16 protein-coding genes are annotated in these 13,946 nt (G+C 58.8%); 7 read left to right on the top strand and 9 right to left on the bottom strand.

The window, feature by feature from the left end:
* Positions 1-6: 6 nt before the first annotated feature.
* From trpD to AC1DRN_RS08770, 3 genes are all read left to right on the top strand, one after another.
* Complete coding sequence (gene trpD / locus AC1DRN_RS08780) at positions 7-1,056, top strand: anthranilate phosphoribosyltransferase (RefSeq protein ID WP_108231610.1); 1,050 nt, start codon at positions 7-9, stop codon at positions 1,054-1,056.
* Positions 1,053-1,889, top strand: a complete 837-nt coding sequence (gene trpC / locus AC1DRN_RS08775) for an indole-3-glycerol phosphate synthase TrpC (protein ID WP_223456980.1) — start codon at positions 1,053-1,055, stop codon at positions 1,887-1,889. The genes trpD and trpC overlap by 4 nt, the downstream gene beginning before the upstream one ends.
* A gap of 143 nt (positions 1,890-2,032) precedes the next feature.
* Positions 2,033-2,734 (top strand): lipoate--protein ligase family protein, encoded by a 702-nt coding sequence (locus tag AC1DRN_RS08770; RefSeq protein WP_223456981.1) that lies wholly within the window; start codon positions 2,033-2,035, stop codon positions 2,732-2,734.
* Here the strand turns inward: AC1DRN_RS08770 and crp are convergent.
* Positions 2,731-3,375: a cAMP-activated global transcriptional regulator CRP gene (crp, locus tag AC1DRN_RS08765; RefSeq protein WP_223456983.1), complete on the bottom strand. Its 645-nt coding sequence runs from the start codon at positions 3,373-3,375 to the stop codon at positions 2,731-2,733. The genes AC1DRN_RS08770 and crp overlap by 4 nt on opposite strands.
* 228 nt (positions 3,376-3,603) lie before the next feature.
* Here crp and AC1DRN_RS08760 point away from each other — a divergent pair, with 228 nt between their 5' ends.
* Positions 3,604-4,026 carry an OsmC family protein gene (locus tag AC1DRN_RS08760; RefSeq protein ID WP_007941657.1) on the top strand — a complete coding sequence of 141 codons (423 nt, stop codon included), beginning with the start codon at positions 3,604-3,606 and terminating at the stop codon, positions 4,024-4,026.
* A 239-nt stretch (positions 4,027-4,265) separates the two neighbouring features.
* Positions 4,266-5,057: an adenosylmethionine decarboxylase gene (gene speD / locus AC1DRN_RS08755; RefSeq protein ID WP_007986012.1), complete on the top strand. Its 792-nt coding sequence runs from the start codon at positions 4,266-4,268 to the stop codon at positions 5,055-5,057.
* A gap of 132 nt (positions 5,058-5,189) precedes the next feature.
* On the opposite strand, the gene coq7 is transcribed toward speD, so the two are convergent.
* The 6 genes from coq7 to hemJ all read right to left on the bottom strand — a co-directional run bounded on the left by coq7 (position 5,190) and on the right by hemJ (position 9,747).
* Positions 5,190-5,837, bottom strand: coding sequence for a 2-polyprenyl-3-methyl-6-methoxy-1,4-benzoquinone monooxygenase (gene coq7, locus AC1DRN_RS08750; RefSeq protein WP_096515638.1), 648 nt, complete (start codon positions 5,835-5,837; stop codon positions 5,190-5,192).
* 148 nt (positions 5,838-5,985) lie between these two features.
* Complete coding sequence (locus AC1DRN_RS08745) at positions 5,986-6,324, bottom strand: histidine triad nucleotide-binding protein (RefSeq protein ID WP_007906873.1); 339 nt, start codon at positions 6,322-6,324, stop codon at positions 5,986-5,988.
* Between the two features lie 80 nt (positions 6,325-6,404).
* Positions 6,405-7,193, bottom strand: a complete 789-nt coding sequence (locus AC1DRN_RS08740) for an SDR family NAD(P)-dependent oxidoreductase (RefSeq protein ID WP_223456986.1) — start codon at positions 7,191-7,193, stop codon at positions 6,405-6,407.
* 61 nt (positions 7,194-7,254) lie between these two features.
* Entirely contained in the window at positions 7,255-8,220 is a 966-nt protein-coding gene (locus AC1DRN_RS08735; RefSeq protein WP_223456988.1) for a DUF805 domain-containing protein, read from the bottom strand.
* 93 nt (positions 8,221-8,313) lie between these two features.
* Positions 8,314-9,282 (bottom strand): NAD(P)H-dependent flavin oxidoreductase, encoded by a 969-nt coding sequence (locus AC1DRN_RS08730; RefSeq protein ID WP_223456990.1) that lies wholly within the window; start codon positions 9,280-9,282, stop codon positions 8,314-8,316.
* 33 nt (positions 9,283-9,315) lie between these two features.
* Entirely contained in the window at positions 9,316-9,747 is a 432-nt protein-coding gene (hemJ, locus tag AC1DRN_RS08725) for a protoporphyrinogen oxidase HemJ (protein ID WP_223456992.1), read from the bottom strand.
* Between the two features lie 135 nt (positions 9,748-9,882).
* On the opposite strand from hemJ, the gene argC reads away from it, so the two are divergent.
* The gene (gene argC, locus AC1DRN_RS08720; RefSeq protein WP_008051660.1) at positions 9,883-10,917 is read left to right on the top strand and encodes an N-acetyl-gamma-glutamyl-phosphate reductase; all 1,035 of its coding nucleotides are present in this window, start codon (positions 9,883-9,885) and stop codon (positions 10,915-10,917) included.
* A 166-nt stretch (positions 10,918-11,083) separates the two neighbouring features.
* Complete coding sequence (gene erpA, locus AC1DRN_RS08715; protein WP_007906865.1) at positions 11,084-11,434, top strand: iron-sulfur cluster insertion protein ErpA; 351 nt, start codon at positions 11,084-11,086, stop codon at positions 11,432-11,434.
* Positions 11,435-11,502: 68 nt separating this feature from the next.
* On the opposite strand, the gene AC1DRN_RS08710 is transcribed toward erpA, so the two are convergent.
* Positions 11,503-12,594, bottom strand: a complete 1,092-nt coding sequence (locus AC1DRN_RS08710; protein WP_223456994.1) for an anhydro-N-acetylmuramic acid kinase — start codon at positions 12,592-12,594, stop codon at positions 11,503-11,505.
* Positions 12,595-12,597: 3 nt separating this feature from the next.
* The coding region (locus AC1DRN_RS08705) for a peptidoglycan DD-metalloendopeptidase family protein (RefSeq protein ID WP_477786670.1) at positions 12,598-13,946 on the bottom strand (1,349 nt) is incomplete at its 5' end.

Genomic DNA, 13,946 nt, shown 5'->3' with positions numbered 1-13,946 from the left:
CTTTTCATGAATATCAAGACAGCCCTGAGCCGCATCGTCGATCATCTCGACCTCAGCACCGATGAAATGCGCGATGTCATGCGCGAAATCATGACCGGGCAATGCTCGGACGCGCAGATTGGCGCGTTCATGATGGCCATGCGCATGAAGAGCGAAAGCATCGACGAAATCGTCGGCGCGGTGTCAGTGATGCGCGAATTGGCGGACAAGGTCGAACTCAAGACCCTCGACGGTGTGGTCGATGTGGTGGGCACTGGCGGCGACGGTGCCAATATCTTCAACGTGTCGACCGCTGCTGCGTTCGTGGTTTCCGCTGCTGGCTGCACCGTGGCCAAGCATGGCAACCGTGCAGTCTCGGGCAAGAGCGGCAGTGCCGATCTGCTGGAGGCGGCCGGTATCTACCTGAACCTGACACCGGTGCAAGTGGCGCGCTGTATTGACAACGTTGGTATTGGTTTCATGTTTGCCCAGACCCATCACTCTGCGATGAAATACGCTGCAAGCCCGCGCCGCGAATTGGGTCTGCGGACCTTGTTCAACATGCTCGGCCCGCTTACGAATCCGGCGGGTGTGAAGCATCAGGTGGTCGGAGTATTCACCCAGGCCCTGTGCCGGCCGCTGGCGGAAGTGCTGCAGCGTCTGGGCAGCAAACACGTGCTGGTGGTGCATTCGAAGGATGGTCTGGACGAGTTCAGCCTGGCTGCGCCAACGTTTGTCGCTGAGTTGAAGGATGGCCAGATCACCGAGTATTGGGTCGAGCCGGAAGACCTTGGCATGAAGAGCCAGAGCCTGCATGGCCTGGCGGTGGATAGCCCGGCGGCGTCCCTGGAACTGATTCGCGATGCCTTGGGCAAGCGCAAGACCGAAAACGGTCAGAAAGCGGCCGAGATGATCATGCTCAATGCCGGTGCCGCGCTGTACGCCGCCGATCATGCCAGCAGTTTGAAAGAGGGAGTTGCACTTGCGCACGATGCGCTGCACACCGGCCTCGCTCGGGAAAAGCTCGAGGAGCTGGGTGCGTTTACCGCGGTATTCAAAGTGGAGAATGAGGGATGAGTATACCGACGGTTCTGGAAAAGATTCTGGCGCGCAAAGTCGAGGAAGTGGCCGAGCGCAGCGCTCGCGTCAGCCTCGCCGAGCTGGAAAGGCTGGCCAAGGTGGCCGATGCGCCCCGTGGTTTTGCCAAGGCCTTGCTGGCTCAGGCCAAGCTGAAGCAGCCGGCAGTCATTGCCGAAATCAAGAAAGCCTCGCCGAGCAAAGGCGTGATCCGCGAAAACTTCGTTCCCGCCGACATCGCCAGAAGCTACGAGAAGGGCGGCGCGACCTGCCTGTCGGTACTCACTGACATCGACTACTTCCAGGGCGCCGATGCGTACCTGCAGCAGGCCCGCGCGGCGTGCCAGCTGCCGGTGATCCGCAAGGACTTCATGATCGATCCATACCAGATCGTCGAAGCCCGGGCCTTGGGTGCCGATTGCGTGCTGTTGATCGTTTCCGCGCTGGATGACGTGAAAATGGCCGAACTGGCCGCCGTGGCCAAAAGCGTCAATCTCGATGTGTTGGTGGAAGTCCACGACGGCGACGAACTGGAGCGGGCCTTGAAAACCCTCGACACTCCACTGGTTGGCGTGAACAACCGCAATCTGCATACCTTCGATGTCAGCCTGGAAACCACCCTCGACCTGTTGCCACGTATTCCGCGCGATCGTCTGGTCATCACCGAGAGCGGCATTCTCAACCGCGCCGATGTCGAACTGATGGAAATCAGCGACGTCTACGCGTTCCTGGTCGGTGAGGCGTTCATGCGCGCCGAAAGCCCGGGCACCGAGTTGCAGCGTCTGTTCTTTCCTGAGCGCGGTGTGCCTGTCAGCGGCTCGACTCTCGACTAAAAAGCATCGCGAGCAAGCTCGCTCCCCCAGGGTTTGATGGTGGCCAGAAAATCTATGGGCTGCCGGGATCAAATGTGGGAGCGAGCTTGCTCGCGATAGCGGCATAAGAAGCACCACAGACTTTATGTCCTACGGAATACCTTATGACCTCACCTATTTCCCTGACCATCGAAGCCGGCCTGCAAGCCGAACAGGATCTGTTGGCCTCGGTCTGTGCCGGCAACGCGGAATTCGGTCTGTTGTTCTGGCAACCGAGTGACCAGGCATTAGTGATGCCGCGTCGCTTGAATCGCTTGCCAGGCTTTGAATCCGCATGTGAAGTCTCGGCAGCGGCAGGCTGGCCAGTGTTGTTGCGCGATACCGGCGGAGAACCCGTTCCGCAATCCGACACCACGATCAACATCGCTCTGGTCTACGCACCGCCGCGCAGCGAAGGCGACCTTAACCGCATCGAATTCGGCTACCGGCGTCTATGCGATCCAATCTGTCAGTTACTGGATGAGTTGGGAGGCACTTCATCCCTGGGTGAAATTGAAGGCGCCTTTTGTGACGGTCGCTTCAACGTCAACCTCGACGGACGCAAGATGGTCGGTACCGCCCAGCGCTGGCGCCAGAGCCAGAGTGGGCAGCGTCCGGTAGGACTGGTCCACGGAGCGATGCTGATCGATAACGAGCGAGAGTCGATGGTCACCGCGGTCAATCGTTTCAACGAGGCCTGCGGGCTGGAGCAACGCGTACGCGCCGAAAGCCACATCGCGCTGCATGAGAAGTTCACGGCACCCAATGCACTGGCACGTCTGGACGAACTCTACCGGTTGATGCTGGCACAGATGTTCAACGCTTAACGCGTACCAAAGACCACCATGGTCTTGCCTTTGACGTTCACCAGGTTGCGTTCTTCCAGATCCTTGAGGACGCGACCGACCATCTCCCGGGAACAACCGACAATCCGCCCGATTTCCTGACGGGTCACCTTGATTTGCATGCCATCCGGGTGAGTCATGGCGTCTGGCTGTTTGCACAGCTCCAGCAGGCAGCGGGCGACGCGACCGGTTACGTCAAAGAATGCCAGGTCACCGACCTTGCGCGTGGTGTTGCGCAGGCGCTGTGCAATTTGCCCGCTGAGCACGTAAAGAATGTCCGGATCCTGCTGGGACAACTCGCGGAATTTCGCGTAGCTGATTTCCGCGACTTCGCATTCAACCTTGGCCCGCACCCAGGCGCTGCGCTCCTGCTCCAGGCCAGCTTGCTCAAACAGACCCAACTCGCCAAAAAAGTCCCCGGTGTTCAGGTAGGAAATGATCATTTCCCGGCCGTCGTCATCTTCGATCAGGATGGTGACTGAGCCTTTGATGATGAAGAACAGCGTTTCCGAGCGGTCGCCGGCACAAATGATGTTGCTCTTGGCCTGATAGCGGCGGCGCTGGCAATGCATCAACAGCTTGTCGAGGTTCTTGATCTTGGGGTTGGGGGCAATCGCAACCATGGTTGTATCCCGAAAAGACTGCACGGTGTGTTTGGTTTTTATGAATAGTGAACGCTGGAGTAAAGCTGGCCATACGCCATTGAATTGGCGTCAGCTTAACAGACACTTCCTGCAATATTCGAGCATTTACCTACAAGGCAGTGGGATATGTCCTAAGACGCCGGGCGCTGTCAATCACGGGGCCTGTGCTAAGCTGGCGACCCTTTTTTATACAGTGGAGTCTTGGCGATGAAGGCACGCATCCAATGGGCTGGCGAAGCCATGTTCCTCGGCGAATCCGGTAGCGGTCATGTCGTGGTCATGGACGGTCCGCCCGATGCCGGCGGACGTAACCTGGGTGTCCGGCCGATGGAAATGCTGCTGCTGGGTGTCGGCGGTTGCAGCAATTTCGATGTGGTCAGCATCCTCAAGAAGTCCCGCCAGGCGGTCGAAAGCTGTGAAGCGTTCCTTGAAGCCGAGCGTGCGACCGAAGATCCAAAGGTATTCACCAAGATTCATATGCATTTTGTGGTCAAGGGCCGCGGGCTGAAAGAAGCCCAGGTCAAACGCGCCATCGAGCTGTCTGCCGAGAAGTATTGCTCGGCCTCGATCATGCTCGGCGCGGCAGGCGTGGCAATTACCCACGACTATGAAATCATCGAGCTCGGTTGAATCGACATTCAACTATCATAAAAGCAGTGCAGACTCTGGCGAACACAAGCTGACGTCTGCATAATGCGCCACTTTTTTCAGGGTAGTGGCCCGTCAGCCGACAGGCCTCGCACCCGAACAGACAACCAAAATCGCCATCGCGAAGAGGTGTTAACCGTCCTACGCAGGTGCGTTGTTCGCATTTGACGGGCATGCTTGATCACGCGGCCGGGCCGCAAACACATAGAGAGTTTTTAACGGTGAAAAGCAAACTCAAGCTCCACGGGTTCAATAACCTGACAAAGACCTTGAGCTTCAACATCTATGACATCTGCTACGCGGAAACCCCGCAAGACCAGCAGGCTTACGTCGAGTACATCAATAAAGAGTACAACGCGAAACGCCTGACGCAGATCCTCACGGAAGTTGTCGATATCATTGGTGCCAACATCCTGAACATTGCCAGTCAGGACTATGAGCCGCAGGGCGCCAGCGTCACGATCCTGATCTCGGAAGAGCCGGTAACCCCGACCGACAGTCAGATCGAAGAATCCCCGGGCCCGCTGCCTGAAATCATTCTTGCTCACCTCGACAAGAGCCACATCACGGTGCACACCTACCCGGAAATCCATCCGGTCAGCGGTATTGCAACCTTCCGAGTGGACATCGACGTGTCGACTTGCGGGGTCATTTCACCGCTTAAAGCGCTCAATTTCCTGATTCACCAGTTCGATTCGGACATCGTGACCGTGGACTACCGTGTGCGCGGTTTCACCCGTGACGTTGAAGGCAAAAAGCACTTCATCGACCACGAGATCAATTCGATCCAGAACTACCTCTCCGATGACACGTACGACGCGTATCAGATGACCGATGTGAACGTGTACCAGGAAAACCTGTTCCACACCAAGATGCTGCTGAAGAACTTCGAACTGGATAACTACCTGTTCGGCGACGCCACCAGCAACCTGTCCTCTGAGCAACGCGCCCAGGTGACCGAGCGGGTGAAACACGAAATGCTCGAAATCTTCTACGCGCGTAACATGGCGTAAGATTCATCGAACACAAAAAAGGCGACTCCCTCACGGCAGTCGCCTTTTTTATTGTTACCACCAAAACCTGTGGGAGCGGCGGTGCGGCGATCCGACTTGCCTGCGAAGAGGCCTTATCAGGCAACAGAGATATCAGATCCGATAAGTACTCTTGGTCATCACCTTGGCCATCAGACTCATCCCGAACTTCACCGGTGCCGGAAAGCGGAACCCGCCAGCCTCCAGCGCACTTTCGGCATGCTGTTCTTCATCGATGCGCATCTGCTCAAGAATCGCCCGGGATTTTTCATCCTCGGCCGGCAATTGCTCCAGATGTTCGTTCAGGTGTTTGCACACCTGGTCTTCCGTCGCCGCAACGAACCCCAGGCTGACTTTATCGCTGATCAGGCCGGCCACTGCGCCAATCCCGAACGACATGCCGTAAAACAAGGGGTTGAGGATGCTGGTGTGGCTACCCAGTTGATGGATGCGTTGCTCGCACCAGACCAGGTGATCGATTTCTTCTTCGGCGGCATGCTCCATCGCAGCACGTACTTGCGGCAGCTTGGCGGTCAGCGCCTGCCCCTGGTACAGCGCCTGGGCGCAGACTTCGCCGGTATGGTTGATGCGCATCAGGCCGGCAACATGGCGCGTGTCTTCGTCGCTCATTTTCGCATCCGGCTGCACGATGGCGGGCGACGGACGGTACGGCTGGCCGCTGAAGGGCAGCAGGGTGCGCATCGCGGCATCGGCTTGCAGCAGAAGGCGGTCGATTGGCGAGTAGTGACGTTGGGTAGTCATGCTGACCTCCGGGGGAATTTCGGCGGCCAGTTTAACCCAATCGGCCGGGGAAGGATTGCGCTGGGTCATTGTGCTGCAGAGGCTGTGACAGTCCTGTGATGCCCTTGTGGGAGCGGCGCACCGCCGCTCCCACAGGGGGAGGCAGTAATCAGCCCGGCGGCCAGTGCATCTGGCGCTGACCCAGCACGTGCATATGAATGTGGTAGACGGTTTGCCCACCCAGTTCATTGCAGTTCATGACCACCCGGAAACCTTCTTCACAGCCCAACTCCAGAGCCAGACGCTGCGCGGTGAACAGAATATGCCCGGCCAGCGCCTTGTCGTCCTCGGTCAGGTCGTTCAAGGTGCGAACCGGTTTTTTCGGGACCACCAGGAAATGTACCGGTGCCTGTGGGGCAATGTCGTGGAAGGCCAGTACCTGGTCGTCCTCGTAAATGATCTTCGCCGGGATTTCCCGGTTGATGATCTTGGTGAACAGAGTATCCACAGCTGTTTTCTCCGTTGTTTGGGCTGGGCTGAGTGTACTCATGGCGTATGCCTGCGCCCAGCCTTTTACCTTGAGTTGGATCAGCGCGGGCAGTACGCCTTGTTGATCATGCCGGCGATGGTGCGAGTCAGCCAGCGCGCGCCGAGCCGCGGCAGGAAGGCGAGCCAGCGGTTGCGCCGCCCGGGAATAATGATCGCTTTATTCTTTTCCAATGCGCGCACGGTGTAGAGCGCCACTTCCTCGGGGCTCATCAACAGTTTGCTGTTGGTCAGTTTGTCGCTGTCGAGTTGTGCAGTACGGAAAAACGCCGTGCGGGTCGGCCCGGGGCAGAGCACCGAAACCTTGATCGCACATTTTTTCAGCTCGACGCGTAATCCTTCGGAAAAGTGCAGCACATATGCCTTGCTGGCGTAATAAGTGCTCATCCACGGACCGGGTTGAAACGCTGCCACCGAGGCCACATTCAGAATCTGCCCACCGCCTTGCAGGGCCATGCTGTTGCCGATGGCGTGGCACAGGCGGGTGAGGGCGAGGATGTTCACTTCGATCAGGTCTTGCTCGGTCATCCAGTCCTGGGCCAGAAACGGGCCGCATGTACCGATACCGGCGCAGTTGACCAACAGATCGATCTGCCGGTCGCCTTCTTCCAGTTCCAGCAGGAACCCGGACAGGCGCAGCGGTTCGCCCAGGTCGCAGGCGCGGAACAGCACTTCCACGCCGAACCTCTGGGTCAGTTCAATCGCAATGCTTTCCAGCTGATCACGTTGTCGGGCCACCAGAATCAGGCTGCGGCCGCGCCGGGCCAGCGCTTCGGCCATCGCCAGGCCGATGCCGCTGGAGGCGCCAGTGATCAGAGCGTAACGGGTCATGCAGTTCTCCATCGCAACAGCTCCGCGCCGCGACGCAGGTGTCACGGGCCAGGAGCGCTGTTCATTCTTTCGCAGAGTCTACAGGGGGCTGGGCCTCTTCGGCTGCATCGTCGGTGGAATTTGGCGCCGGTACGACTTCGACGTCGATTTCATCGGTGGTGACCGAACTGCTTTCGTAGCTGCTCTGGGCGGCGCTTTTGTATTCTTCCCGTATCGCCGTGAGACCACCGGCCAGCGAGCCGAACAGAACCAGCGCGATAACGATCAGCCACAGCGAAGACAATACCTTGACCGCGGTACTGTTCGGCGGAGGCGGCGGGCCGTAGGGGTTGGCTGTGTCGTTGCCCGGTACGACCATGATCACGAATGGAAAGAAACTGCCAACAAATGGCACCAGGTTCAGCAGCCACAGCCAGCCGGACCAGCCGACATCGTGCAAGCGTTGAACGGTGATCTGGATGCTGACGAATATAAATCCGGCGAAGAGGATCAAGGCCAGCAAGGCGCCCAATGTCAGGCCACCGGTCGAATCCGAGCCAATGAGGGCCAGAGCGAGCAATGCAAACGCCCCGCAAACAGCCATGAGGACCAGTGTCAGCACCAGCGTCCAGGCGAGGTAGCGCAAGCGGCCGATACGGCCATCGAAACTGAATGGCTTGAGCGTGGCGAATTCCGCCATGGCTTCGCCGACGGGTGCGCGAGGCGGCGCGTAAGGGGACTGCGGATCTGCCAAGGCCGCCTGGCTGCTGGCCGGAGTATGGTCATGAACGTCGGCGAGGTTCAGTTCGATCGGCGTTTCGGCTTCGATGCGGGCGTCGATACCGGTTTTGCTCAGTGCCTGGAGATAGATCTGGGCATCGGCTTGCGACAGGTTGCGTTTGAGCGCTACCGGACGTCCGGTAAACAGGCGCTCGATGGCTGAGACATCACTTTTGAACAGCTCGGCGAGATTGAGCTTTGCCGTGGTGATGTCGACACCGGGCAGCAAGGCGCCCTCGAATACGATCTTGAAATGGTTTTCGCCCATGTGCGAAGCATCCTTGTCGCGAGAGGTTGAAAGAAGAATGTTGTGCCTGGGCCAGTGTAAGGCCAGCCGGGAAAGACTGGCCAAGGTTTGCTGTCAGCGCGGCCAGCGTTTGGTCAACTGAGCAGCCTGCTCCAGGGCCGTGCGGTACTCCGCGTCGAGACGTGCAATCAACTGTTCGACGCTCGGCAAGTCTTCGATTTCTCCCACACCCTGGCCTGCGGACCAAACGGTTTTCCAGGCTTTGGCCTCATCGCTCACGGGTTTGAGCCTGGAACCGAAGTTGATCTCGCCCTTGCCTTGCAAGGCGGCCATGTCGAAACCGGCGGCCTCAAGGCTCTGGCGCATGAAACTCGCGGGGACACCTGACACGGCTGGAGTATGGATGATGTCTGCCGCTTTGGATGTCAGCAGCATTTCTTTGTAGGCGTCGGGCGCGTGACTTTCGGTCGTGCCGATAAATCGTGTGCCAAAGTAGGCCAAATCCGCGCCGAGCAGTTGGGCGGCAAGAATTTCGTGGCCATGGTTCAAGCAGCCGGCCAGCAACAAGGTCTTGTCGAAGAACTGGCGGATTTCGGCAATCAGCGAGAACGGGCTCCAGGTCCCTGCGTGTCCACCGGCGCCGGCGGCCACGGCGATCAAGCCATCCACGCCTGCTTCGGCCGCTTTCTCGGCGTGACGACGAGTTGTCACGTCATGGAACACCAGGCCGCCGTAGCTGTGCACCGCGTCTACCAATTCTTTCACGGCACCAAGACTGGTGATCACGATCGGTACTTTGTGTTCGACGCAGATCTCAAGATCCGCCTGTAAACGAGGATTGCTGTTGTGGACAATCAGGTTCACGGCGTAAGGCGCGGGGTTTTCCAGTGTCGCCAGCCCGGCTTCGATTTCTTCCAGCCAGGCCTTGAAACCACTGCTTTCGCGCTGGTTCAACGCTGGAAAGCTGCCGACCACGCCCTGGCGACAACAGGCGAGTACCAATTGCGGATTGGAAATCAGGAACATCGGCGCTGCCACTACAGGCAGACGCAAACTTTGTTCGAGCAGAGCGGGTAGCGACATTGGAAGTACCCCGGTGAGTTGTGCCTGTTGGATTTAGAACGGCCGAACGACGACCAGAATTACGATTGCCAGCAATATCAGAACCGGAACCTCATTGAACCAGCGATAAAAGACATGGCTGCGGGTGTTTTCGCCACGGGCAAAACGTTTTACCTGTGCGCCGCACATGTGGTGGTAGCCGATCAGAATCACCACCAGCGTCAGCTTGGCGTGCATCCAGCCACCCTGAGTGAAATACGCACTCGGGTTGAGGCTGATCAGCCAGCCGCCGAAGATCAGCGTAGCGATCATTGCCGGCCCCATGATGCCGCGATACAGCTTGCGCTCCATGACGCTGAAGCGTTCCTTGCTGATCGTGTCTTCACTTTGTGCGTGATAAACGAACAGTCGTGGCAGGTAGAACAGGCCGGCAAACCAGCACACGACGCTGATGATGTGAAGCGCTTTGAGCCACGGATAGAGCATTTTTAGTTATTCCAGGATTCACGTTAGCCGCAATAGTAGAGGCTTGACGCTCCGCACGTCACCTTGACGGTTGTCGCAGGGGCGCGCGGCCCCTATTATCGACGGCTTTCCAGTGGGTTCGTTGAGGGCAGGTTTATGGTCAAGGTCGGTATCGTCGGCGGCACGGGTTACACCGGTGTCGAACTGCTGCGTCTGTTGGCGCAACATCCGCAAGCTGAGGTGGTTGTCATCACTTCCCGATCCGAGGCTGGCCTGGCCGTGGCCGACATGTACCCGAACCTGCGAGGCCATTACGATGGCCTGGCGTTCAGTGTTCCGGACATCAAGACCCTGGGTGCCTGTGATGTGGTGTTCTTCGCCACACCGCACGGTGTTGCCCATGCCCTGGCGGGCGAGTTGCTGGCGGCCGGGACCAAGGTCATCGACCTGTCGGCCGACTTCCGCCTGCAAGACGCGGATGAGTGGGCCAAGTGGTACGGCCAGCCGCACGGTGCACCGGAGTTGCTGGACGAGGCGGTCTACGGCTTGCCGGAAGTCAATCGCGAGCAGATCAAAAAAGCGCGCCTGATTGCCGTGCCGGGCTGCTACCCAACTGCAACACAATTGGGTTTCCTGCCATTGCTCGAAGCCGGCCTGGCCGATACCGCGCATCTGATTGCTGACTGCAAATCCGGTGTCAGCGGTGCCGGTCGTGGTGCTTCCGTAGGCTCGCTGTACTCCGAGACATCGGAAAGCATGAAGGCCTATGCGGTCAAAGGCCACCGTCACCTGCCGGAGATTCGCCAGGGGCTGCGTCGTGCAGCAGGCAAGGACGTCGGCCTGACTTTCGTTCCGCACCTGACACCGATGATTCGCGGCATTCACTCCACGCTCTACGCAACCGTTGTTGATCGCTCGGTGGACCTGCAGGCGCTGTTTGAAAAACGTTATGCCAACGAACCGTTCGTCGATGTGATGCCGGCAGGCAGCCATCCGGAGACGCGTAGCGTACGCGGTGCCAACGTCTGCCGTATTGCCGTACATCGTCCTCAGGACGGCGATCTGGTGGTTGTTCTGTCGGTGATCGACAATCTGGTCAAGGGCGCCTCGGGTCAGGCCGTGCAGAACATGAACATACTGTTCGGGCTGGATGAGCGTCTGGGTCTGTCTCACGCCGGCATGCTGCCGTAAGGTTTATCGCGTACAGCAAAAGGCCCGTCTGACGGGCCTTTTTGCATTCTGGGCCGGCGACTGGAGTGGTTGATATACCATAACAATAGTTGACCGCTTTTCTAGGAGAAGCGGATAATGCGCGTCATCACGCAATATGACGGCGTTACGCCGGGAGATAGTCAGCATGAGCGTCGAATCCTTCACCCCCACGGCTTTGCAATTCACCCACGGTGCCGCGCACAAGGTGAAGAGCCTGGTCGATGAAGAGGGGAATGATCGCTTGAAGCTGCGCGTATTCGTTACGGGCGGCGGTTGTTCAGGTTTTCAGTACGGTTTCACCTTCGATGAGGAAGTGGCCGATGACGACACCATCGTCGAACGCGAAGGTGTGAGTCTGGTGGTCGATCCGATGAGCTTCCAGTACCTGGCAGGTGCCGAGGTGGACTATCAGGAAGGTCTGGAAGGTTCGCGTTTCGTCATCAAGAACCCGAATGCGACCACTACCTGTGGCTGCGGTTCTTCGTTCTCGATCTGATCAGCGCACCTGCATTACAAAGCGCCGCATGGCCTTAGGGCCCTGCGGCGTTTTGCTGTGTGGAGGATTTATGCGGGGTAGATGGCGCCCAGTACGCGCAAGCCGCGGGCACCGGTAACGCTCGGGCGGTTGGCTGCAATGCCTTCCAGGCAGCAATGAGCCAGCCACGCGAAGGCCATGGCTTCGACCCAGTCGGGGTCTACGCCGTAAGTGGCGGTGCTGCTGACACTGGCATTTGGCAGCAGGGCGGCCAGGCGACTCATCAACGCGGTGTTGTGAGCGCCACCGCCGCAGACCAGTAGTTCCTGCGTGTCTGCCTGGGCGCTTTGCAGAGATTCGATGATGGTCAGCGCGGTCAGCTCAAGCAGCGTCGCCTGAACATCTTCGGCGGCGAAGGCTGGCAGTTGTGCCAGGTGCTGTGTCAGCCAAGGCAGGTTGAATACTTCCCGTCCGGTACTCTTCGGGCCCTTGGTTACGAAGAACGGATCGCTGAGCAGCTCATTCAATAGAGCGGGTTCAACCTTGCCGCTGGCGGCCCATTGGCCGTCACGGTCATAGTTGTCGCCACGTTGCTGATGAATCCAGGCGTCCAACAGGACATTGCCCGGGCCGCAGTCGAAACCGGCAACAGGCTTGCCAGGCTCGATAAGGCTGAGGTTGCTGAATCCACCGACGTTCAGCACGGCACGATTGCCGGGACGCTCTTCAAACAAGGCTTCGTGAAAGGCGGGAACCAGCGGAGCACCTTGTCCGCCGGCAGCGACGTCGCGGCTGCGGAAGTCGCTGACCACGGTGATGCCGGTCAGCTCTGTCAGCAGGGCCGGATTGCCAATCTGCACGGTGAAACCGCGTGCAGGTTCATGGCGGATGGTCTGGCCATGGCTGCCGATCGCACGAATGTCGTCGGGCTTCAGTTGCTGTTGAGCGAGAAGAGCATGAATCCCTTGGGCTGCCAGTTTCACCCAGTTCTGCTGGGCAATGGCGGAGCGGGCGATTTCGTCCGGGCCGCTGGCGCACAAGCCGAGGAGCTCGGCGCGCAGGGAGTCGGGCATCGGGATGTAGTGGGAGGCGATCAGTCTGATCGCCGGGGCTTGCTCGATCAGTGCGATATCCAGGCCATCCAGGCTGGTTCCGGACATCACACCTATATAGAGCGCCATGACTTAGCGCTTGCTCGAAGCCAGCAGAGTGGCTTTTTCCTGTTCCATGCGCGCCATCAGTGGCTGGCTTTGGGCGAGGAAGCGTGGGCGTTCTGCCTTGGCAATCGGATCGGCCATTGGCAGTTTCTGGCCCAGCGGGTCGACGTGCACGCCATTGACCTGGAACTCGTAGTGCAGGTGCGGCCCGGTGGAGAGACCGGTGGTGCCGATATAACCAATCACCTGGCCCTGTTTCACCGTGCCGCCAGTCTTCACGCCTTTGGCGAAGCCTTGCATGTGGCCGTAGAGCGTGGTGTAGGTATTGCCGTGCTGGAGGACCACGGTATTGCCGTAGCCACCACGGCGACCGGCCAGCAAGACCTTGCCATCGCCGGCTGCCTTGATCGGCGTGCCGCGCGGTGCTGCGTAGTCGACGCCTTTGTGGGCGCGGATCTTGTTCAGGATCGGGTGTTTGCGGCCCATGGAAAATTTCGAGCTGATGCGGGCGAAGTCCACCGGTGTGCGGATGAATGCCTTGCGCATGCTGTTGCCGTCAGCGGTGTAGTAGCTGCTGTTGCCTTGTTTGTTGGTGTAGCGCACGGCGGTGTAGGTCTTGCCGCGGTTGGTGAAGCGCGCCGACAGGATCGGGCCAGTGCCGACGGCTTTGCCGTTGACCACTTTTTGCTCGTAGATCACGTCGAATTCATCGCCCTGGCGAATATCCTGGGCGAAGTCTACGTCGTAGCCAAACACACTGGCCATGTCCATGGTCAGGCTGTGAGACAGGCCGGCTCGGGCTGCAGACTGCGACAGCGAGCTGTTGATCACGCCGTGAACGTAAGCCGAGCGTACGGTCGGTTTCGCGGTAATGCGGTTGAACGTGTAGCCCTTTTCGTTCTTGGTCAGGCTGATGCTTTCGAGGTCGTTGAGCTTGCTGTGCAAGTTGGTCAACTGACCGTCAGGACTCAGTTCGAATTCGAGTTTTTGCCCATGCTTGAGCTGGCTGAACTGCTTGGCCTGCTTGTCGCTGGCCAGTATTTCACGCACCGAGGTGGCTGGGAGGCCGACCTTTTCGAACAGTGTAGAGAGGGTGTCACCCTTGGTTACGATCACTTCCCTGTGGCTGGCCGGCTTCTTTTCTTCGACGACTGGCGCAGGTGCGGGTGCCGATTCGGCTTGAGCGGTTTCCTGGATGTCTTCGGCGCTGTTGTCGATCTGCGCGAAGGGGGAGGTTGCTGGTTCATTTGTGGCTTGAACGGCGTCAGCAGCGTCTTGATCTTGTGTCAGTTGTTCAGCAGGACTTTCCAGTTCAAGACTCAGGGTTGTCTTTTTGGCTTCAACATCGCTGGAAGGGAATACCAGAAGCGCCAGGC

Source organism: Pseudomonas sp. P5_B3, from assembly GCF_056400405.1.
Note: the sequence above shows the minus strand (reverse complement) of the source record. Positions and strands in the feature narration are given on the sequence as shown.